Below are 21,849 nucleotides of genomic sequence, written 5' to 3'. Positions count from 1 at the left end.
ACGCTCTTCCAGTGCTGATTCTCGTTCGATTCTGGGGGCTTGGCACTCATTCAAGGCGGAATACTCAGAATGCATCTTCAACAAGGTCCATCCCCGGCGGCGTCGCCAGAGGGCGTTCTTCGTCCAGGACTATCCATTTCTGGGACTGCCGTTCTTAACAATGAGGATAGGTGTATATAGGGCAGTTGGCTATTATGCTTTCCAATAAGAACCGGCAGGATACCGACCTTTCGCGGCGGTATTTCGCGTCCTAAGCTTCTCCCCTCGGCCTTGCGTCACAGGCCTTGTGGGGTATTCGCAATCTGCTTATCGGCAGGTTCGGTGAGATGCTGCTTTTTGATCGCCTTTGCAACCGATCTTCCCACAGCCCCCGTAATGCTCATGCTGTCCACATCTCGAAGTTCCAAATTCCTAAGCCGACGCTCGAGAATGTCTTTGCCGCCTCGGTCTTGAACCGAGACCGTGTAATGGAGGGATGTATGCGCGATGATCATGCCGAGTGGCCCAAGGAATGCCCGCGTCACTTGGCTACCTTTCTTGAATGATTGGACAGCAACGACAACCGAGAACGGTGCACAAGCAGCGGCGTGGCCACGGTCGCCATCTCTGAAGACCTGTCCGACCGATTGATTCTTGGATAGCTGCCGAACGATGTCTTCGTAGATCATTGCGCGGTCTTCCGCCGGCAGGGCAACAGAGTCGTCAACCCGGATTCGCATCAACCGCACTGCAGCCGGTCCGGAAGTCTCCCCCTCACATACCAGAGAGGAATGATCGGAAAGTTCTGCCTGGGATTCAACTGGCTCGCTCGAGTTTTGATCCAAACTCTTAACGTCATTCACAAATGCAGTCTTAGCGTCCGTCGAGAAGACAGCTCCGTGATAGGCACCCTTTTCGTCTCGATACTCAAGCGTTAGAAAGTTTCGTTTCTTTCGCATGATTTGAGCGGCAACCTTTCCGCCCCCGTAGGGAAGAGCCATTCGAATGAGTTGGCCCGTTGTACCCCAGATTTCTCCTGGTTCGCTGCCGGGAGTCACACTGATGATGTCGGCTCTTCGGAGTTCCGCCTCTCCATGTGGAGAATCAAAGGCGACCGTCGCATCCGTGACGGAAAGAGCTCCGTGGCTGTTCCGCGGTATGTCAGGAAGGCCGAAAAGCTGTGTGACCTTATTCGGTTGATGAGGCGGAACTACTTGCTGCGCTGAGACAGGTCGGTGCGCCAGGATGCAACCGATCAGAATCGCAGCGGGTGTGCGGATCGTACGAAAAACGACCGACGCAGAGCATGAGGACATCGAATTGCCTGCTTTCAGAGAACCTCGCGAAGCCTTAAGATGCCCCGGCGCAGAATATACCCGGAAGTATCTTTCTATGGACAATATACCATAGGGTATGTTTCATAAAAGCAGATTCTTGTTGATTGCCGCATGAATAAGGTCCCTCGTAAATCGACCCAGCCGCGTACCGAACGCACGCACAGGCTCCTACTGGAGGCCGCCGAACGGGTATTCGTCCGCGACGGATACGAAAAGGCGCAGGTGGCTGAGATTGCCGCCGCCGCGAGCCGAACCAAGGGTGCCGTGTATGCGCATTTCCGCGACAAGGAGGATTTGTTTCTGGCGCTGTTCGAAGATCGGATGTCGGGCTTTGCCCGCGAGATTCGTGAACGGATCGATGGGGTTCCGGTAGAGGAACGTTTGGATGTGTTGCGGTCCTTCTATCTTGAGCGAGTGCGCGATAAGGCTTTGCCGCTCCTGGTCCTGGAATTCAAACTGTTTGCGATGCGGCATCCAGAGTCCAAGTTGAAATTTGGCCGAACTCAAAGGCTTATGGGAGCTTGGAATTTCGAAGGCAATATGATCTCGGCACTCGGAATCAGGGCTGCCGACGATCTGATAGGGATGGCAACTTCATTGGGGTCGCTCGCGCCAATTGTGTCGGTCCTTGCGTTGGAAGGGGAGATCCGCCCGAAGCTATTCACCGCCCACCGTCAAGCCCTGCTCATGGAGCGAATTTTCGATGCCTTAATGGTCCCCGAAATAAGGGCGGTCGCCTCGGTTGATGCGGAAGAACCTAAGAGTGTGAAGTTGCGTGGTAATGGAGCGTCCCCGGTATTGGACAGACGGAAAGGTAAAGAGCTAGAGAAGAGAACGGTGAATCGGGCCAAGCCACACGCGTCTGCACCCAAGACTGTATGAGCGAGCCACATTCTGCTTGCAATTTGGTAGCTGTCATATTTATGAAGCCCGGCGCGTCGAGCGACTATCGTGGTATGGGAGCACGTCTGCATCCACGATGAGCCAGTTGTTCGGGACATCGACGGACAAAGGAGGTCCTGCTTGAATGCTTTGGTCCAGTTGAGCCAACGGCTCTCGGAACGCGAAACCTTCTCCCTCGTGGCGGTTCTTGCACTCGTCGGCTTCGTATCGTTTTGCATCGGATGGGTCACAGCGAGGACACATAAAAAGGGTCGCGAAGATAGCCTGCCGATTGAGATGTTGCCGGGCTTCTTTTGGAGTGCGGACGCACAGGGAAACATTGGCTACATCAGCCCCAACGTGTGCACCTACATTGGCAAGACCGCTGAGACGATCAGGAACGATTGGCGCGCATGCGTTCACCCGGATGACGCTGCTGTCCGGGACCATACGTGGCAAGTTCTAAGAGAATCGGGCTCACCCCAGGAGCATGATCTACGCATACGTCGTCACGATGGCGTCTACCGATGGTTTCATTCACGCACTGAACCACTCCACGGCCGCAACGGAGAGGTGCTTCGGTGGTACACCGTCACCACCGATATCGAAGATCGGAAGCAAATGGAAGTTGCCCTCGAGCGTAATGAGCAGGAACTCCGGCTGACGCTAGAGAGAATTCCCGGCATGATCGTCGTCAATGATGCCAGTGGCGAACTCGATTATGTCAACAAACAGGTGCTCGACTACGTGGGCGCGGACATATCTGAACTTCGCGCTCTTGGGTGGGCAGAGCGCTTACATCCTGACGACAAAGAGCGAATCGTACGTGGATGGTTGGACTGCATCGAGTACAAGCGTCCACAGTATGAATCTTTCCGCCTGCGGCGCTTTGACGGGGAATACCGATGGTTCGAGGTTCTGAATCAGCCTGTTCTTGGCCTCGACGGAGAAGTTCTCAAATGGTATGCGCTGCTTCTGGACGTTGAAGCAACACGCAGTGCACAGCAAGCTGTCGAACAAAGCACGATCCAGCTCCGCCGGCTTTTGGAGACTCTGCCTGCAATGGTCTGGACCGCGGCAGCCGACGGCGAGCCCGACTACATCAGCCAAAGAGTGCTGGATTTTACAGGGCACACGTTGAGTGAAATCAGAGCATCGGGGTGGGCTAAATACATCCATCCTGATGACCTGCAGGCGACCGGACTGATCTATCGAAATGCGATGAAAAAAGGAATTCTGTACGACTCTGAACATCGACTCAGACGATTCGATGGAGTCTATCGATGGGTTCATGTTCGAGCGGAGCCGGTATTCGGCGAGACCGGCGAAATTCTGCGCTGGTACGGGATAAACCTCGACATTGATGAGACCAAACGAGCCCAGGAGGCTCTGCGTGAGCGCGATAAGCATATCCAACTGGTGACCGATACGTTGCCGGGTCTTGTCTGGTCATCCTTCCCGAATGGAACCCCCAGCTACTTGAATCGGCGAGTCGTCGAATACACGGGGCGAGATCTAGCGTACTTCACCTCAAGTTGGCACACGATGATTCATCCGGATGACCTCGATGTGACGATTGCAGCCTGGGAGCGATCGATTCAAACAGGCGAGGTTTACGAGATTGAGCATCGGCTTTTGAGATTCGATGGCACATATCGGTGGTTTCATGTTCGCTGTGAACCCTTGATGGACAGCCAAGGAAACGTCGTGCATTGGTATGGACTCAATACCGACATAACGGATCGTAAGAATGCTGCCGAAAGTCTCTATCGTACCCATGCGAAATTAGCCAAGACTTCTCAACTCGTCGCGATAGCCGAAGCTTCGGCGTCGATTGCACATGAGATCAACCAACCCCTTGCGGCGATTGTTGCGAATGGATATGCCTGCAGTAAGTGGTTGCAGAACGAGCATGCCAACATCGACCGTGCGCGGCTTAGCGCTGAACGTATTATTCGGGATGGCAAACGGGCAGCGGACATCGTACATCGCATCCAGGCCCTTTTTAAGAATGCGACGCCCCGCATGACGTCCTTCGATTTCGAAGACCTGATCGAAGAGGTCTTACGGCTTATGCGGGCGCAGAGGGCAACAAGTAAGGTCGTGTTGAGGAGAGATTTGCAGGAAGATCTGCCACTCGTGCGTGCCGATCGTGTTCAAGTTCAGCAGGTCATCATCAACCTGATACAGAATGCCCTGGATGCGCTACAGGACAATCCCCCTCAAAAGCCGGCCATCATGATCGAGTCGCGCTGGAATGGCTCCCAACTTACAGTTGGGGTTCGGGACAACGGGGCAGGATTGAATGGCACGGAGAACCTGTTCGAAGCTTTTGTGACGACAAAAGAGAACGGGATGGGAATGGGCCTAGCGATTTCCCGGTCCATCATCGAGGCCCATGAAGGAAAGCTTTGGGCCGCTAACAACGAGCCGAACGGGGCGGCATTCTTTTTTACGTTACCTTTGTACTGAACCCGCTCCGCTATCTAAGTAGCCACCGGCATTGGACTCAGAAGATTGACCTGACAAGACCGCCCTCAGCCCTCAGAGCCGACCCGTTCGTAGCAGCAGATGCAGGGCTTGCGATAAAGACGGCGAGTTTTGCGATCTCACGATCCTCGATCAACCGCTGCAGCAGAGAGCTGCTTCGATGCTTCTCGAAGAACTCCTTTTCTGCTTGCTCGGGCGATGGGTTGTCGAGTGAGGACATGCCCTGCAGGAAGGCAACGATGCCCTCCGACCGCGTTGGGCCGGGAAGAATCGAATTCACTGTGACAGAGGTTCCTTTCGTCAACTCCGCCATTCCCCTGGAGATTGCCAATTGAGCTGACTTCGTCATGCCGTAATGCACCATCTCCCCCGGGGTCAGAATCCCGGACTCACTGGAGATGAAGATGATGCGGCCCTCGTTCCTTGCAAGCATCTTTGGGAAGTAGTGGCGGGATAGGCGCACGCCACTCAAGACGTTTACCTCGAAGATCTTCAGCCACTCCTCATCGGTGATCTCAGCGAAGGGCTTGGCTTCGTAAATTCCGAGATTGTTTACAAGAATGTCGGTGTCGGGAATTTCAGCGATTAGCTTTGTCGCGCCTTGTGAGGTTCCCAGATCGGCTTCGATCCCCCGACCTTTTACGGCCAGCGTGCCCAACGCCTGCTTGAGCTTGGTGCTATCGCGGCCCGGTATAACGACCTCAACACCCTCTTCACTGAGTGCCTTCGCAATCGCCAAGCCGATGCCTGCGGTGCCACCTGTTACGATTGCCCTTTTGCCTACCAATTCAAGGTCCATTTGACCCTCCATATGGAACTGCTCGTGAATCTCTAGTGCTTAAAAAAGCGTAGGTCGATCGCGTTCGCCATCCTCTCGTAGCCTGCGTCGTTCAGATGGAGGTGGTCGCCACTATCGTAGAGAGGCAGCAATCGGCTCGGATGCGAGGGATCGCGAACGGCAGCATCGAAGTCGATGGTGCCATCGGCCGAACCGGACGAACGTATCCAATCATTGAGCGCTTGTCGCTTTGTTTGCTCGTCCGCGGAGAAATAAAAGCTTCCTTCGAAGGGCGTCATCGTGCCGATATAAACAGGGATGCCACGGGCATGTGCTCTCGCGATGAGCTGCTTATAAGCCGTGATGATGTTTTCTACGCTAACCTCTTCCTGCGCATACATGGGCGTGGCTGTCCACCGGGGAAAGCCCAGATCGTTGATTCCCTCCAAGATCACAACGGAAGAAACGCCGCTGTGGGCCAGTACATCTCTATCGAATCGTGCTAGCGCGTTTGGTCCCCATCCGTCATGCAGCAACCGGTTGCCCGCGATTCCTTCATCAATGACCGCCGGGGCTGTCTTCCCCCCGATGCTCCGCAATCGGCTCTCAAGAAAGTTTGGCCAGCGTCGGTTCGCGTCGATTGTGGAAGCTGCTCCATCCGTGATCGAGTCGCCGAAGGCGACGATGACAGATGTCCGTTTCGGAGCAAGGACTTCAACGCTTTGGAGGAAATACCACGATTGCTGCGTGGTGAACTTGGGTATCTCTGCTGAACCAGTGAAATTGCCTGTTCCCGATACGTATGTTGTCTGCCTAGCCAGTTCATGGATCGTTGGCGTCGGTACAGAGCCTGGGACAAAGACGCTAACCGCCAGATCCGAATCAGCCGGCGTATCCATAGAAATCGGATCGCTGAGGATTGGCGCGCCTACTGGAATTTGAATCGATTTGCTTCCGCCGAACGTAAGGACATGGTCTGTACCTGGTTCAATCGTTCCACTCTCTCTCCTGAGGGCGACGTGCGCCTCGCCGATAACCAATGGCGCTGATCCGTAGGTGTTCGCAAAGCGGATACGAAGCACCTTGCCGCCGATCGATAAGTGAACGACGTTGCGCACAGTCTGATTGCTTACGCCTAGGGTCGTTCCGGCCGACAATGGAGTTTGCTGCATCATTGCAGCCGCCCACGTGGTCACCCAATGATCCTGACCAAACGCGAACATCGTCGGTAGCAATAGGCACAAGAATGCGGCCGTTCTATAAGCCACCTTCAGATGCTTGCCTGGTTCGGCCCGGAAGATGTTGGTATGTCCGATCATCAACTGTCCAACCTCAATGTTTGACTTGTCCGATCTGTTGCAGGAAGGTCAAGTTGTCCTCCAGGTGCCAGTTGTCAGTAATGCGGCCCTGTTGGATCCGAAGAATGTCAGTCGCGATGAAATCGACCGTTTGTCCCTGCCCCTTCGTGCCGGCGAAGGTACCGCTGAAATGACCGGTGAACCGCAGGTGCGAGACGACTCGATCGGATACCACGATCTGCTGGGTGATTTCGCAACGGAGATCAGGGACAGCCCTTTTGAAATTCTGAATCGCAATGAGCGGGCCTGTTGGCCCTTGTGGTCTTCCCGCAGGCAGCGCTCGATCCACAAACCTCGGTGAAATCACCGACTGTAGGGTGGCCGGATCGGCGGTGTTCCAGAACTCGTAGAACTTCCTCGCCGCCTCCAACAACTGGTCACGCTGTTGCGGCGCCAGATCCCCAGCGACGATCAAGACGTCAGGCTTTCCAAGAACGGTATGACCTGGTTGCTGTGCGAATGCGTTAACACCGAAGATCAGGCAGGCACATGATCCTAGTAATCGCGCTCGATAGAGATTTGTGGATTTCATCATATCCTTTCGCTTTTAGGCGATTGTTGCGCCGCCATCGACAGTGATGACCGTTCCGGTCACAAACGGATTCGTCGCCAGGAAGAGCGCAGCTTGGGCGATATCTTCCGGCGCCCCAATTCGCCGGAGGGGAAGACGTTGCTTGGTCGCCTCAAACATCGCATTGCGCTTGTCCTCCGGCAACTTCGCGTAGAGAGGGGTGTCGATCAATCCAGGGGAGACTGCATTCACGCGGATTGGGGCAATTTCCAAAGCCAGTCCCCGGACGAGCGCTTCGAGGGCGGCATTGATGGCTCCTTGTAAGACTGAGGTCGGGCTCGGTCTCCGGCTGAGAAAGCCAGAGATCAAGGTAAGAGAGCCGTCTTCTTTGATCGGAGCGGAGCGGGCAATTCGATATGCGCCCCAGAACTTGGATTCCATGGAGGAATAGGCATCCTCCAAGGCAAGCTCTCGAACCGGGCCGCCCTTCGTCGCTGCGGCGGACACAACGATGTGATCAAAAGCCCCCAATTGCGTGAACATGGCCTCGATGCTGTCATTGTCGCGGGTGTCGACGTTGTATACCTCGACCTCGCCCAACCGGGATTGTGCATCCTTCAATTTGCTCGCGTCATGAGACGCAATCGTCACATGGGCGCCAGCCGCGAGGGCAGCAGCCGCTGTGGCCAGCCCGATTCCGGAGCTTCCACCGACGACAAGTACGCGTTGATCTTTGAGTGTTTTCATAGAGCTTGTGGTCCTTTCAGGTCGGGTCAAATGTTCTCGCGCACGATGCTGGGCTCTCGCAGAGCAAACTTTGCAATTTCGTCTTTGCGCATGAATACGACCCCAGGGTGGGACTGCGCGTATGTAATGAACTCTTCGAGAACCTTGGCACGCGATGGCCGACCCGCAATACGGTCGTGAGCGCTCACCGACATCATCCTGCGCCGGTGACCAGCCTCTTCGTATAAGGCGTCGAATTCCATCTTGAGATCGTCCGCATACATCGAGACGTTGAAGTAGCGCGATTCGTAGTTCACGATGTCATTCATGTGCAACGTGTATGGGACTACAGCGAATGGCTTGTCCTTCACATTGACCAGGAACGGTTCGTCGCGGCTGACATCATCGATGTGGTAAATGAAGCCGAGCGACTGGAGAATCTCGAGCGTATGTGGCGTGCCGCGCAGCCAGAAGGCATTGAACCCAAGCGGCCGAGTCCCTGTAGCCCGTTCGATCGTTTCAATACTCTGCTGGTAGGCATGGCGCTCTTCTTCGGGCGTCATCGAATATTGCGCGGTCCAGGTCTGCCCATGTCCTGAAGCCTCGTGCCCTCTTTGCACGATCTCCTTTGCGAGTGCGGGATGCTTCTCGACGGCTACGCCAACCATGTGCGAAGTCACTTTTACGTTCCTTCTATCGAACATGTCGAGAAGCCGCGGAAGTCCTTCTTTATAGCCGTAGTCATACCACTTGCTGGCGGGTATGTCGGGATATTTGGGATCGATCTTCGGCATCGGGCTTTCCGCGCCGCTCTCCGGTTGGGCTCCCCCTTCCATCTGCATCGAGACCGAAATCACAAGGCGAGCGTCGTTCGGCCAAAACGGTCCTGATTGGGGCATGCGTAACTCCTTTGTCGGCGGGGGTTGGGTCTGCGCAGTAGCGATCGCCGGGATTTGCGATGCTGCCGCTGCAAGAGCTCCGGATTTAATGAGTTCTCTTCGTGTCATGGTTTCGTTCACTATCTGCCGCCTTCTGCTACGGATCTTCTACTCTGGCCGCACCCCAAGCTCAGTGGTATAGATAACGACCGGCAGCTTTAGCTGAGACTTGCCAGCATGGAACATCGGCAGACGATCGAGTTGCGCGGTGGGCATCCAGAGAGTGCCCTTCTTATCGATCCACATGGCATCCACCCAATCCAATCTTGTGTCTTTTAAAAGGGTGGTCGTAACGCCTGCCGGGGTTATCTTCAGAATGCGACGAGCGTTGACGTCGGAGAGGTAGATGTTGCCTTGGGCGTCCATTGCTGTTCCGCCCGTTGACGGCGTCTTCACCCAAAGCTTAGCATTTCGCGAAAGCTCTTCAGCACTGATGCGTGGATCATCGAGGTACCGTGTTTCAATGCGGTATAGCGGCCCACATGCCGGCTGGTAGTAGAACCATTTGCGATCCGGAGAAATTTCGAGTTGATCCGCGTTGATACGGACGGGCTTCTGATTGGCTACTAAAGTCGAACCACTGGCGGAGACCGGAACCTGCGCCGTTGTGGACTTGTCGTGGTCCAGGACGCGGCGCGTAGACCCCGATCCCAAATCGAGCACGATGATCCCGGGAGTTCCCGCGTCAGTCAGGTATGCGTGGCTCTTGTTGAATCGAACGTCATCCACATAACTTGTCGGGGTTATAGCGGTTTCGAGCGGATAGACGCGCTCTACTGTGTTCGTCTTGACATTGATGGCAATCAGTTTCGCGCCATGGGGTATGACCTGAGCTCCAAATCCGCGAGTCCCAGTATCGACCACCCACAGTCGGCCGTCAGGCCCTATACGAAGTGAGTTCGTACCGAGAAAGCTCTTAGCCGGATCATCTCCGGGCTTCCAGTCGTTCCATCGGCTGTCCGGGTAGGGCCGGGGCGTTCCGTCGCTGCCCAGCTCGGCAATGCGAATCCCTGCAGCACCATCCAGATGGGGATACAGCACAAAGACTCTACCGTAGTCAGTTGTCGTAACACCAGTGACGGCGTCCTGCAGCCGATAGGCGACCGTCAATCCGTACGTGGGTGATTGGGCTGCTAAGGCCACGCCGGAACCCAATGACACAGCCGCAATTAGGGCTTTGCGCATTAGAGAGCCTTTCATTTGACTGCCTGGATGAAGCTTTCTGGAGTGCCATCTTCCGGGTTCACGAAGTGAATGTCTTTCGGATCCCGCCGCGGAGTATCGATGGAAAGAAACTCCACCGGTCCTTCGAGAATTTCAGGCAACGCATGGATGGTGTGCTTTCGAAAGAAGAGGAAGCTACCTGGTGCAAACTCACCACCGTTCTCCGGCGTCTCCATCCAAAAAGTGCCACGGCCGGACAAAACGTAAAGGAACTCGTCGCACTGTTCGTGATAGTGCGGCGGTGTCCCGCGGTAGACCCGGAAGATCCTTGCGCTCGCCGTTTGCCGGCTGACTAGGTAGCGGTCCACCAGGAGCGTATCCGCGTTTTCGGGAAACTCTTTCACGAGATCGAAGACATCGAACCGTGCCGACTTGATTGTTTCATCCAGGTCTGCCATACATCCTCCATAAGGACCAGCCGGATAGAGCCGGCTATCCTACTTATCGAAACCCTCTAGTACGATCTTCCCGTGTGCGCGGCCGCTCTCGATCAACTCATGTGCGCGGCGAAGATTTGTGGCGTTGATCGTTCCGAAGACGTTCGATAGCGTCGTCCGCAACTTTCCGGAGTCGATCAAATCGGCGGCTTCATTGAGCAGGGCATATTGTTCCATCACGTCGGGCGTATCGAACATCGAGCGAGCAAACATGAATTCCCAATGCAGCGAGGCGCACTTCCGCTTAAGAGGAGTGGCGTCGAGGGATTTCGGATCGTCGATCAGACCGAATCGTCCTTGAGGGGCCAGGACCTCGACAAGGCCAGGATAGTGACTCTCCGTCGCGGTTAGGCTAGCAATCAGTTCGACCTGCGGCGTTCCCAATTGCAGCAGTTGCGCTGCGAGCGGCTTGGAATGGTCGATGACAAAATGCGCTCCTAGGTCGAGGCACCACTTCTGGGTTTCGGGTCTGGACGCAGTCGCAATGACATTCAATGTCGTCAGCTTGGCTGCTAGTTGAATGAGAATCGACCCAACCCCTCCGCTGCCTCCGATGATGAGGAGACTGCCGTCGGTCGTGCCTCCACCCCGCCGCACACCGAGCCGATCGAAGAGCAGCTCCCACGCCGTGATGGTGGTCAGAGGCAAAGCAGCGGCCTGCGCAAAGGAGATGGATTTCGGCTTTCGGCCAACAATTCGCTCATCGACGAGATGGAGTTCTGCATTCGTGCCAGGTCTTGTTAAGGACCCCGCATAGAAGACTTCATCGCCTGGTTTGAACAGGGTCGCTTTAGGGCCGACCGACCGCACAATCCCGGCGGCATCCCAACCTAAGATTTTGTAGTCGGCGCCCTCCGGAACGACAGCGCTTGCCCGGACCTTAACATCAACCGGGTTTACAGATACCGCTCGGATCTCCACGAGCAGGTCCCTACCTTCAGCAGTGGGCTCAGCGATCTCGACGTCCAGCAGCGACGCCGGATCGGAGATAGGTAATGGCTTCTTGTAACCGACAGCTTTCATAGCAATCCTCAGATGGTTGATCCGGCGCTGAAGCTGTGAGGCTGATCTCCATTACTGAGACCAGCCTCACAGTGAAGTCCCTTAGCTGCGAATGAACTCAAGCAAGGCGGCGTTAACCTGATCTTGATGGGTAGCGAACATCCCATGGGGCGCGCCGGGCCAATAAATTTCCTTGACGCCCTTGATCAGTTTGGCTGATTTATACGCAGAATCCGTGATGGGGACGATCTGGTCAGCCTCTCCGTGCAACACGAGGGTCGGCACGTCGATCTTCTTCAAATCCTCGGTCATGTCTGTCTCGGAAAAGGCCTTGATGCTCTCATACGCATTCAAGAGGCCGCATTGCATGCCCCATAGCCAGAACTCGTCGATGAGCCCCTGCGAGACTTTGGTGCCCTTGTTCGCCCCAAAGAACGTCACCGCCAGGTCCTTCCAGAATTGAGAGCGATCGTCAAATGTGCTCTTACGGATTCCGTCGAAGACCTCCATAGGCAGGCCGTCGGGGTTGGAATCACTCTTGAGCATGACTGGCGGTACGGCGGACAGCAGAACGAGCTTTTTCACCCTCTTGGTCCCATGCCGACCCACATACCGTGCGACTTCTCCGCCACCGGTCGAATGACCGATGAGAGTCGCGTCCTTGAGATCGAGATGCTCAATGACGGCGGCTAGATCGTCGGCATAGCCATTCATATCATTGCCGGTAGCGGCCTGACTGGACCGGCCGTGGCCGCGTCTGTCATGTGCAACGCAGCGGTAGCCGTTTTGCACCAGGAAGAGCATCTGGCCATCCCATGCATCGGCGTTAAGGGGCCAGCCGTGAGAGAAGGTAATCACGGGTCCTTTACCCCAGTCCTTGTAGTAAATCGAAGTCCCGTCTTTCGTCGTGATATAGCTCATTTGATTTCCTCCTGAAGCATTGTGATTGGTGCCGGGAGCGCCCGCAATGTGGCTTGACTGAGCAAAGGCTATGCCCGGGAGCTGTGTTGAGGCAGCGAGCATGGCACCGCCAACGAGAACTGAGCGTCGAGTGAATGCAGGAGTTTCTGGAAGATTGCCCTTGGAATCGTTGTTCATCTCGCTCCTTTGCCGAACTGCTGGTCGTGTAAGGTCAGCAGCCGGGTCAATCTTACGGATGAGTTGTTGCGTCTTCCGCAATCACTTGACTGGGTAAACTGCCATCACTGCAAGGCGGTCTCTCGTGCATGAGACCGCATCGATGCATTGATGAAGCGATCCTAACTGTAGTCGGCCACGGCGAACCATTATGGTTTTCTATAAGAACGCTTGAATATCGGTTCGCGAAGGTAGTCTCCTCGTCCGCCTCGATGTAAATTTATCCAGCATTCACGGTTATCCTGCTCACGAGTTGAGCGCTCGTCGTCAGACCTATCCGCTCCGCAGAAAGGGGGCCGACCTACTGGCGACGCCGTGCGGCCAAAGCGTTCGTAACCGCATGAAGGAGTTCGGCACAATCAAAGGGTTTGTGAAGAATGGCTTGTGCTCCGGCCTTTATGAAGGGCTCTTCATCAAATCGACGGCCGCGTGCCGTAATCATAATGACCGGAATCGCAGGATGCTCTGACCGCATCCGTTGTAGTAATTCCAATCCTCCAATGCCCGGCATAGAGATATCGGAAATTAAGCAATCCACGACGGTACGTTCGTTATCTGCGATAAATTCTTCGGCAGATGAATAGGCTTTCACGGCGTATTCTTCAGCCTCAAGCAAATTTACGAGAGACTCACGAATCCGGAAGTCATCATCGACAATCGCTATCATGTGGGACGCCTCCCGCACAACTTCCGAGCACTGGCACGTTGATGCTGCTGGTATATACGAATTCACTTAGCGGCTTTGAAGCGTTGGGGACAGCCGAGTCGGAGAAATGCCGAGTTTGACTCCCATTCTCACCAAGTCCGCAAAGCTGGCCGCTTCCATCTTTCTCATGATCTGTGACCTGTGTACTTGAATCGTCACTTCTTGGATGCCTAATGCTGCAGCCGCCTGTTTATTGAGCGCTCCGCCGATGATCAAAGGAAACACTTCTTTTTCCCGCGGCGTCAACGAATCGAAACGTTGCTTCAATGAGAGGAAGATGTCCCGATGCCTTTTTTGCCTTCGGAATTTTGCCAATGCCGCATGGATTGCTTTTAGGAGGGCGTCTTCATCGATGGGTTTCGTGAGGAACTCGACGGCGCCTGCCTTCATCGCCCGGACGCTCGATGGAATATCACCTCGGCCGCTAATGAACACGATCTGTGGAGCTTCCCCGGATGCGAGTTGACGCTGCAACTCAAGCCCGTTGATATCGGGCAAATGGAGATCCAGGATAAGACAGGAAACTGCCGCGTCAGTCCGGGCACTGAGGTACTCAGCGGCAGACCCGTAAGAGGTAATGACGAATCCCAGTGAATACAACTGTTCCGTCAAAGCCTCGCGAAAGCCGAGATCATCGTCAACCAAACAGATCGAGCCTTCTACATTTTGCATCTCTTCACCCCCCGAACTGAAGTGTTCGGACTTGTGCGTCCCGAGTTACCGGAGACGTGGGCGTCAATTTGATTTCCGCCATCTCAATTGCATGCCTACTCAATGATTCTAGCGGTAAGCGAAATAAGGGTTCCCGACTGAGCTGGCCCAGTCGGCCGAGATCTGAGACGCACTTGCCTGTTTTTCTGGATTCTCACCGCAACTCTCTCGAACGGATATTAGGAACGACTCGTGATCTCATCCAGGAACCAGGAACGGCGCTCGCTTTCGTCAATCCAGTTTTCGAGAAGACTGGCGGTCGCCACATCTCCGGATTGATCACAGAGAGTGTGCACGGCGCGCATCGACGATGCCAGGTGCCGCTCGTCCACGCAGAGCAATGACAACATCGTCGGCGCGTCGACCCGGCTCGAGTCATCGTCCCTGATTCGCTGCAGACGGCCCACCTCGCCGATGGAATGCAGTGTGAGAGTTCCAAGTTTTCGGCCGCGTTCTGCAATCGGATCTGTCATAGCAAACAATTGATCACCATGCTCATCCAGTAGCAGGTGGTAATCGCGAAAATATGGTCCGCTCATATGCCAATGGAAGTTCTTCGTCTTCAGATAGAGCGTAAAGACATCCGCCAAGAGATAACGCAGTGCCTCGCCAATTGCAGCAGCTGATTCACCCGAGCTTTCCGTCAGAGGCGATCCCGAACTCTGCGTTGCACTTGCACTCACCTTCCCAGTTTCCATTGATCCCCCTGTGGCGATTCGCTCTAGCGAATATGCGGTAACGGATCGCTCGAGCGCCATTATGGGTTTCTATAACGTAGAAACGTTCGCACTCCGCTCCGAGCGAAGGTCGAAGGCTAACTGCTACATTCGCCGCACGACGACGAAGAACACGAATGCGATCAGCCCGAGCCCGAGGATGAGTACGGACACGATAAAGTACGCTGCTCTCTTCTCCTCGCGGGGCTTCGGGTGAGTAATTCCGAACGTATCGATGAACCCTCTGGCTAGCCACTCCAACAGGAGAGTAAGTCTACCCGGCTTGTCGATGGGACCAAGCGATTCTCCAACTTCCTGATCGTTCATTGTCATTGCACCTGTATGGAAGACATGAATAGGCAAGAGAGCTCGGCGTTCGCATTCAGACGGCTTCGGGCAAGGAAGAACTGAGGGAGAGAGGTTGCGGCCATACACTTCTTGCGTATCGCAAGCATCATAGTGCGGACCTTCACCGAATCCTATTATGGTTTTCTATAGTGCCGTCGAAAACTGGCTTGTACGTTGGCTCACATCTGACGCTTTGGTTAATCATCCGATTCCAACGATAGTGGAACAAAGCTTATCCTTAGTTCGTCATGGCCTACGCGTCACATTTCGAGGCGGCTCTGCGAAGATATCGACCTCTACAGTTCCGCGCTGTTTTCGTCGCAGAAGCGCCTCCTGCATTTGAAACTGGAAGATTCTTCTATTTCCCGGATGTTCATCGAGCCGATACTCTTTTTCTCGAAATGATGAAGGTCTTGTACTTCGGAACAAACGATCGCGAATCGGATGAGAGAAATGAGAGGATCCGGGTGGCAGACATCAGAAGGACGAAAGCCCGCTGGCTGAAGAGATTTCAAGACGACGGCTTTTATCTCATTGATGCCTCCGATCAGCCGATGCCGGAGGCAGCGAGCACCGTCGCGAAGCGCCGGCGATTGGAAGCGACATTGCCGATCACGCGTAGAGAAGTAAAGGCACTCGTCGGCGTTACACAGACTCCCGTCATCTTGATAGGCGTTCTCACGTATACGGTCTGCGCGGAGCCACTTCGCAATGAAGGGATCCGCATCTTGAACCGGGAGCCAATCAACCATCCTGCGCGAGGGGGCCAGGTGGAGTTCCGGCGGAAGCTGACTCTGCTCTTGCAACAGGAGGGCATCGTAGCGCGAGACGGCGCATAATCCGTGGGCGAGTCAACGTTGAGCGCCGGCGGCATTTGACTCAATGGCCGTCGAAGTCCCTCTCCCCGTTCTTGATCTCAGATCTCTACCTCGGAAGCTCGTACTGCGTTTCGGGTCCAATCTTCCCTAGTAGCGCCGGAACAGTGGCATCGATCTCTATTTGGAGAACATAGGGAAGAGGCGACTGAAGCCCTTCGATGATCGCGTCTTCTAATTCAGACGGCTTCGAGCAATAGGCACCATTGCATCCGTACCCTTTCGCGATTTGTACGATGTCGATGCCCGGTAGATCAAAGCCTGGAACCTCCGGCGCAACGAGGTACTTGCTAAACGATTTGAGAATGTTATACGCATGGTTACGCAGCACGATGTAAAGAACTGGCAACTCGTGCTGGGCTGCTGTCCAAAAAGACTGGATGACGTATTGGGCCGCTCCATCACCCACCAGGCAAATCACCTTCCGATTTGTGCCCAGCTCTCGTTCTGCTAGTGCCAAACCGCCAGCGGCTGGCAAGCCATATCCGAGCACACCACTGAACATAGAGAAGAACGACCGAGGCTCAGTCGTGCGAATACGATCTTTGAGCTGGCCAAGCGTCGAGAGTGATTCTTGTGCAATCACCGAATCATTTGGACGAAGTTTGCCAACGAGGTAGTAAAGGTAGTCCGCTGTAATAGTCTCCCCAGCGGCGGCCTCTGGGGACGGCGGCACCGGTTCGGGAGCACTCCGAAACGTAGCGGGCAAAAGCTCAACGAGTGTCGCGCATGCGCGTGCAGGATCACAGACGATGCTATCTCCCACGACAGCGCGGGCAGATTCCTCTGCACTGTCGGTCAGATGGAAAAGCCGTGTGCCTTTCGGTAAGGGAGCGCCTGGAGCGTAGGGATAGTAACGAAACACGGGCGCCCCGATGACCACAACCAGGTCATACCCCTCGAGCTGCTTGCATATAGAACTCATGCCGCTGAGGAGCCCGCCGCGGAAGAGAGGATGATTCTCTGGGAAGCCCGGCCGTCCTTCGAAGGGGGCCGCCCATACTGCCGCATTCAGCTTCTCGGCGAGCGCGACCGCGTCGTACCAGCCGCCAGTCTGGTCCACTGCGCCGCCAAAGACCAGGGCGGGTGTCTTTGACTCTGCGAGTGCGTCGGCAACCGTCTGCAACACATCTTTTCCCGCAGAGAGTCGAGCTTCGATCTTTCGTGGGAGAGGAAGTCCAGCACACTCCCTGTCCATGTCATCCATCGGAAGCGAAAGGTATACCGGCCCAGCGGGAGCCTGAATGGCAGTGACGTATGCCCTTAGAAAAGCCGCAGGCACGTCCTCGGCGCGGGCTGGCTCATAGCTCCATTTCACCCATGGTTCAGCCTGTTTATACGGGTTCTTATTGGTCAAATAGGGCTCATGGATGAGCATCTCGCGCATGTGTTGACCTGCAGTGATGATCATGGGTGTTCGATTGTAGAATGCGGTCTCAATGTTTCCCATGCCATTGCCGCTGCCCGCAGCCGTGTGCAGATTGACATGTGCAACTTTGCCGGAGACTTGGGCATAGGCGTCTCCCATCGCGACAGCGACCGACTCCTGAAGCGCGAGGATGTATTCGAAGTCTCTTGGGAAGCTTTTCAGCATCGGTTCTTCCGTCGAGCCTACGTTGCCAAAGATCTTCGTCATGCCGAGTTGCCGCATCAAATCGAAAAGAACTTCCCTTACGGTTGCCATTCGTTACCTCACTTGTTTGGTGGTGCAGCGATCGGAATATCTACGAAGGACTAATTAGACAGGGATTGCATATTTGGTGACGGCTTCTTCATTCCACGAGATGCCAATTCCTGGCCTGTTGATTGCGGAGATTTCTCCTTTGATCGGCGTCAGGGGCTCTGCAAGAATCGGGCTCGCCCAATCTACATACTCGAGCCAGTGAGCCGTTGGCGTGACGCGCAGGAGATGAGCGCAGATTTCTGGATAAAGATGGTTCGACATCTGAATTCCCGCTGCCGATGCCACGCCGGATGTGCGTAGCCAACCGCTAATTCCACCGATGCGCATGAGGTCGGGCATGACATAGTGCACTGCCTTTGCCTGGACGAAGTTCATCAAGTCGCGTTCGCCGTAAAGGTTTTCACCCATCTGCAACGGCGTCCTGACCCGCTTCGCGATCTCAGCGTATCCAGCGATATTGTTGTAGATGATCGGTTCTTCAATCCAATAGAGACCTTGGTCGTCAAGGCCGCAGCATCGTCGTATCGCATCCCCCAGTCCGAGGGCTTGATTGAAGTCGACCATGATGTCGATGTGGGAGCCAACAGCGTTTCGCACTTCGTTTATCGCAGCTAGGTCGTCTTGAAGACGTTCGTTTCCGAGACGGAGTTTGAGTGCGGTGAAGCCGCCCTCTCCCAGCAACTCGCGCGCCTCGGTCCCCAATGTGTCTACTCGGTGCCGCCAAAGTCCGTTGCTATTGTAGGCACGAACGGCGCCGACGGTTCCTCCCAGCAGGCACGCGAGAGGCAGTCCGGCCTGCTTTGCCAACGCATCCCATAGAGCCATGTCGACCGCAGCCAAAGCGAGTGTTGATACACCACTTACCCCGATGACATTGAGCGCCTTCCGCGCGGTCTGAAATGCATCGAATGGGCCGGTGCGGTCCTCCATTTGATGAACGATGTCGCGGATTTCGGCAACGACCGAAGAAATCGCGCTGGCACGATAGGGCGCTATATAGCTTGAGCCGACTATGCCATCGGCTAGTTCTAGGTCTACGAGGATCAGAGGCCACTGGCGGAACTCACCGATGTCGGCAATCACCGGCCTTCGCAGAGGTACGATCACAGCTCGGATATTCGCTCTCTTGATGCCGCCCAAGTTAACCATCAGAGCCCTTTCGTCGTCGGTTCATCCATCCGCAGCATGACGTCTCTACTAAGGCAACGGTCTCGATGAGAGCCCAGACCTTATTGGTCACCTGCTGAACTCTTGATCTGAAAGCGCTTTGCCCGACCGAAAGCGAGCCAGTCTCCAATGCCGATCTGCCCCAAGAGACGCTCGGAAGCACTTCCATCAGCGGATACATCACTATGCACACGCCGGCCAGCGGGACACAATTATAGGTTTCTATAAGAAGGCCGCTGGCCGAAACGCCTGTGTCAAAAGCAAATCTAGTCCGGTGAGCCGCAAGGCCACTCCGGGTCCGGGTCGTCGGTCCAATGAAATCCTGCGTACTTCCTGTCGGGTTGATAGCTGTATGAAGGGCCTGTGCCAAGTGGGGCGATCACGACAATACTGCAGATGAGCCGTTGGGGTTTGGGATTCCGGTTGCATCCGGTAGCTCAATTGATCCACTGAGGCCGCGGAACCCAGGTCGGACTTCACGACAAGGCGCACCGGGCTATTTCGATAGGCCCCGCCCGCGAGATAATTTCTAGCTCAGATCCTGAAGCGTCTTCGAGGCTTAACGCGCAATTGTCGGCGCAGAGTAGTCACGAAGAATACAGGGCTCCCCGCCTTGATCGTGGATGTACTTCGCCTCGATCGATACGTTGGTCTTCAGACATGCAGAGAACGTTGTGCCATCGGTAAATTCGATGTGCACCTCAGGGCCGTATGTACCATCTTCGTAGATGGTCATGAGACGGACGACTTTATCGGTCAGTTCTTTACAATGGATCATCATTAACCCGTCTTCCTAAGAAGACCACAGCGCATAGCCGCGATCCCTTTCCTGGTTGAAGACTTCATTGAAATTTTCATTTGGTCTGGCGTCCTGCCGCGACCTTGACGTTGTTGACGCGATCGGCATACAGGCCCAATACGCGAAACCCGGTCCTTAGCGTCGGCTCGAGCGTCGCGAGAGAGTGCATCCACTAAATATAGTGCTTCCACTAAGTCAATGCTGGATGAATGCCGCCTGATGTTTGCATCCAACTTGGCGAGAAAATCCGGCAACTCCGCAAGAAACGGAGTTGGCGGCAGATCGACCTTGCCGAACAGTCTGGGATCCACGAGGTTCATATCTCCGACCTCGAGCGCGGCGCACGGGAGGTCGGTCTGCGTCACCTGGCCGCTCTGGCGGCAGCCTTCGAGATGTCGCTCAGCGAGTTCCTCAAAGGCGTCAAAGGAAGATGAGCAATCGCCGAACCCATCCCCCCTCGAACCGCGCCTGAAAAAGTCCAGTCCGAGATCCTGAACGCAGCTAGCTCGCGCGCGAAAACTGTCGAGATGGAGAATCACTGTCCGCATTTGGCCCTTTGGGTGCCGACCCCGCTGAGCCGTTCGTATAGGCTTAGCGAGGAGCTGGTGCTAAGGAGAACTCTTGATTGAGTCGATCATTGCAGAGATAGACGTGGAAATTTCCCGCCTTCAGCAGGTCCGGGCATTGTTAGTCAATGACCGGCCAAAACGCGGCCGGCCCGCAAAGAAGCCCTCTGTCCCATCAACAAAGGCTATCGTCGCTAAAAAGAGATTCGTTAGCCCAGAGGCAAGAGAGCGAATGCGCCAGGGGCAGTTGAAGCGGTGGGCCGAAGCAAAGAAAACCACGAAGGCGAAGTAGGCATCAAGCCACACGCAGGTGAGAACCTCGCCTCACCTCGGCACCCGCCACTTGTTCCTGGCGTAGCACCGCCGCCTTGATCGCGTCGGTGTCCGGCTTCGTTTCATGAACGCAGGCGGACAGAGAGCGTTCCAGCTCTTCCGGCAGATACGCAAGGATCGTCTCCCATAGCACCCCGCCGATCCGGGCCTCCACTTTGCGGTAAGCCATCGGCAGTGCAGGATCATCGAGAATGCGCACGGAATCCTGGCTGTTCTTTTGGATGCGGAGAGTGAACTCCCGCCCCTCGAGCTTTCTCAGTTCACGGCTCATCAGGTAAAACAGGACCATCGACTTGGTGCGGTCCACTTTGTTCGCCGTAGAGCGAGCCCTCTCGCCAAGTCGTGCGGCCTCGGCACGGCAGTATTGTTCCCGGGCTTCCATCATCCGCACGAAACGTCCGATCCGATCGACCTTCTCTCCGTGCGCCTCGCAGAACTGGCGGAAACGGAACAGCAACTCCTCGGACGGTTCTCCTTCCGATTCGACCTGCTCCTCGATCTGCTCGAGAAGGTCGTCCAGTTCCATGTCGATTTCAAACAACGAGATGGATTCAACAATGGTGCTCATCGCAAATTCTCCATTTCAAAGATTGTGGTTGCCCTTCAGCACAAGCCAGGACGGCAGAGGAAAATGCGGGGTCAAGCCGCAAGGCGCTGCGTGAACGCGAGGCTTCTAGCCGCTCCGTAGGCTAGAGCATCGGCACGGCACTGCAATGGGTGTCCGTTGTGGCCCCGCAGCCATCGCCACTGAATGCGAAACCGCCCATCCAACTCAATGAGCTGCATCCAGAGGTCTCGATGGTGAAGCGGCGCACCGCGACGGTTTTTCCATCCTTGACTCCGCCAGCGAAAGACGAAACCCCGCATCCCGTGGATCAGGAGTTCGGAGTCAGAGTGCAGCTCGACGCGTGTTCCATGCGGGATCGAACGCAGGGCCTCAACCGCGGCGAGAAGTTCCATCTCAGAGATAGTGGCCCACGGAAATCCACCGGACAGCTCGCGCCGCTCTTTCCCCTGGATGATGACCGCACCCCATCCGGAGGGCCCGGGATTACCGATAGCGGAACCGTCGGTGAAGATCTGACATACCTTGTCCATTGGACCCTCCTTTGTAGAGTCACGCGTACTGTCAGTCGATCTGAAAG

The 21,849-nt window shown here is 55.3% G+C and carries 23 protein-coding genes; 4 read left to right on the top strand and 19 right to left on the bottom strand.

Annotated elements, in window-relative coordinates; translation table 11 throughout:
* Nucleotides 1-275: 275 nt before the first annotated feature.
* A complete protein-coding gene (locus OHL19_RS21715) occupies nt 276-1,295 on the bottom strand; it encodes a hypothetical protein (protein WP_263359944.1) in 1,020 nt (339 codons plus the stop codon).
* A 132-nt stretch (nt 1,296-1,427) separates the two neighbouring features.
* Between OHL19_RS21715 and OHL19_RS21710 the strand changes: the two genes are divergently transcribed.
* Both OHL19_RS21710 and OHL19_RS21705 read left to right on the top strand, forming a co-directional pair.
* Nucleotides 1,428-2,198, top strand: coding sequence for a TetR/AcrR family transcriptional regulator (locus OHL19_RS21710; protein WP_263359943.1), 771 nt, complete (start codon nt 1,428-1,430; stop codon nt 2,196-2,198).
* A gap of 141 nt (nt 2,199-2,339) precedes the next feature.
* Nucleotides 2,340-4,670 carry a PAS domain-containing sensor histidine kinase gene (locus OHL19_RS21705; protein WP_263359942.1) on the top strand — a complete coding sequence of 777 codons (2,331 nt, stop codon included), beginning with the start codon at nt 2,340-2,342 and terminating at the stop codon, nt 4,668-4,670.
* A gap of 37 nt (nt 4,671-4,707) precedes the next feature.
* Here OHL19_RS21705 and OHL19_RS21700 read toward each other — a convergent pair whose 3' ends face one another.
* From OHL19_RS21700 to OHL19_RS21640, 13 genes are all read right to left on the bottom strand, one after another.
* Entirely contained in the window at nt 4,708-5,487 is a 780-nt protein-coding gene (locus OHL19_RS21700) for an SDR family NAD(P)-dependent oxidoreductase (protein WP_263359941.1), read from the bottom strand.
* Between the two features lie 32 nt (nt 5,488-5,519).
* Nucleotides 5,520-6,785, bottom strand: coding sequence for an SGNH/GDSL hydrolase family protein (locus OHL19_RS21695; RefSeq protein WP_263359940.1), 1,266 nt, complete (start codon nt 6,783-6,785; stop codon nt 5,520-5,522).
* Nucleotides 6,786-6,798: 13 nt separating this feature from the next.
* On the bottom strand, nt 6,799-7,359 hold the full coding sequence (locus OHL19_RS21690) for an ester cyclase (RefSeq protein ID WP_263359939.1): 561 nt from the start codon (nt 7,357-7,359) through the stop codon (nt 6,799-6,801).
* Nucleotides 7,360-7,371: 12 nt separating this feature from the next.
* Nucleotides 7,372-8,082: an SDR family oxidoreductase gene (locus OHL19_RS21685; RefSeq protein WP_263359938.1), complete on the bottom strand. Its 711-nt coding sequence runs from the start codon at nt 8,080-8,082 to the stop codon at nt 7,372-7,374.
* 26 nt (nt 8,083-8,108) lie between these two features.
* Entirely contained in the window at nt 8,109-8,960 is an 852-nt protein-coding gene (locus OHL19_RS21680; protein WP_263359937.1) for a polysaccharide deacetylase family protein, read from the bottom strand.
* A 147-nt stretch (nt 8,961-9,107) separates the two neighbouring features.
* Nucleotides 9,108-10,184, bottom strand: a complete 1,077-nt coding sequence (locus tag OHL19_RS21675; RefSeq protein WP_263359936.1) for a major royal jelly family protein — start codon at nt 10,182-10,184, stop codon at nt 9,108-9,110.
* 11 nt (nt 10,185-10,195) lie between these two features.
* Nucleotides 10,196-10,621, bottom strand: a complete 426-nt coding sequence (locus tag OHL19_RS21670) for a cupin domain-containing protein (RefSeq protein ID WP_263359935.1) — start codon at nt 10,619-10,621, stop codon at nt 10,196-10,198.
* 39 nt (nt 10,622-10,660) lie between these two features.
* On the bottom strand, nt 10,661-11,683 hold the full coding sequence (locus OHL19_RS21665) for a zinc-binding alcohol dehydrogenase family protein (protein ID WP_263359934.1): 1,023 nt from the start codon (nt 11,681-11,683) through the stop codon (nt 10,661-10,663).
* Nucleotides 11,684-11,764: 81 nt separating this feature from the next.
* Nucleotides 11,765-12,760 carry an alpha/beta hydrolase gene (locus tag OHL19_RS21660; protein ID WP_317890604.1) on the bottom strand — a complete coding sequence of 332 codons (996 nt, stop codon included), beginning with the start codon at nt 12,758-12,760 and terminating at the stop codon, nt 11,765-11,767.
* Between the two features lie 340 nt (nt 12,761-13,100).
* A complete protein-coding gene (locus OHL19_RS21655) occupies nt 13,101-13,466 on the bottom strand; it encodes a response regulator transcription factor (protein ID WP_263359933.1) in 366 nt (121 codons plus the stop codon).
* Between the two features lie 66 nt (nt 13,467-13,532).
* The gene (locus OHL19_RS21650) at nt 13,533-14,177 is read right to left on the bottom strand and encodes a response regulator transcription factor (RefSeq protein WP_263359932.1); all 645 of its coding nucleotides are present in this window, start codon (nt 14,175-14,177) and stop codon (nt 13,533-13,535) included.
* 218 nt (nt 14,178-14,395) lie between these two features.
* Complete coding sequence (locus tag OHL19_RS21645) at nt 14,396-14,899, bottom strand: Dps family protein (RefSeq protein ID WP_263359931.1); 504 nt, start codon at nt 14,897-14,899, stop codon at nt 14,396-14,398.
* Between the two features lie 138 nt (nt 14,900-15,037).
* Entirely contained in the window at nt 15,038-15,259 is a 222-nt protein-coding gene (locus OHL19_RS21640) for a hypothetical protein (protein ID WP_263359930.1), read from the bottom strand.
* A gap of 488 nt (nt 15,260-15,747) precedes the next feature.
* Here OHL19_RS21640 and OHL19_RS21635 point away from each other — a divergent pair, with 488 nt between their 5' ends.
* The gene (locus OHL19_RS21635; protein WP_263359929.1) at nt 15,748-16,119 is read left to right on the top strand and encodes a hypothetical protein; all 372 of its coding nucleotides are present in this window, start codon (nt 15,748-15,750) and stop codon (nt 16,117-16,119) included.
* Between the two features lie 85 nt (nt 16,120-16,204).
* Here OHL19_RS21635 and mdlC read toward each other — a convergent pair whose 3' ends face one another.
* The 3 genes from mdlC to OHL19_RS21620 form a co-directional block, all read right to left on the bottom strand.
* A complete protein-coding gene (gene mdlC / locus OHL19_RS21630; RefSeq protein ID WP_263359928.1) occupies nt 16,205-17,839 on the bottom strand; it encodes a benzoylformate decarboxylase in 1,635 nt (544 codons plus the stop codon).
* 54 nt (nt 17,840-17,893) lie between these two features.
* On the bottom strand, nt 17,894-18,988 hold the full coding sequence (locus tag OHL19_RS21625; protein WP_263359927.1) for an enolase C-terminal domain-like protein: 1,095 nt from the start codon (nt 18,986-18,988) through the stop codon (nt 17,894-17,896).
* 577 nt (nt 18,989-19,565) lie between these two features.
* Nucleotides 19,566-19,787, bottom strand: a complete 222-nt coding sequence (locus OHL19_RS21620) for a hypothetical protein (RefSeq protein ID WP_263359926.1) — start codon at nt 19,785-19,787, stop codon at nt 19,566-19,568.
* A gap of 227 nt (nt 19,788-20,014) precedes the next feature.
* Here OHL19_RS21620 and OHL19_RS21615 point away from each other — a divergent pair, with 227 nt between their 5' ends.
* Complete coding sequence (locus OHL19_RS21615; protein ID WP_263359925.1) at nt 20,015-20,239, top strand: helix-turn-helix domain-containing protein; 225 nt, start codon at nt 20,015-20,017, stop codon at nt 20,237-20,239.
* Nucleotides 20,240-20,666: 427 nt separating this feature from the next.
* Here the strand turns inward: OHL19_RS21615 and OHL19_RS21610 are convergent, their stop codons facing one another.
* Nucleotides 20,667-21,272, bottom strand: coding sequence for a siphovirus Gp157 family protein (locus OHL19_RS21610; RefSeq protein ID WP_263359924.1), 606 nt, complete (start codon nt 21,270-21,272; stop codon nt 20,667-20,669).
* A gap of 71 nt (nt 21,273-21,343) precedes the next feature.
* Nucleotides 21,344-21,802 (bottom strand): ribonuclease H family protein, encoded by a 459-nt coding sequence (locus tag OHL19_RS21605; protein ID WP_263359923.1) that lies wholly within the window; start codon nt 21,800-21,802, stop codon nt 21,344-21,346.
* Nucleotides 21,803-21,849 lie beyond the last annotated feature (47 nt).

This window comes from Acidicapsa ligni (genome assembly GCF_025685655.1).
In the GTDB taxonomy this organism is placed as follows: Bacteria; Acidobacteriota; Terriglobia; order Terriglobales; family Acidobacteriaceae; genus Acidicapsa; species Acidicapsa ligni.
This window is presented reverse-complemented; position numbering and strand designations above follow the sequence as displayed.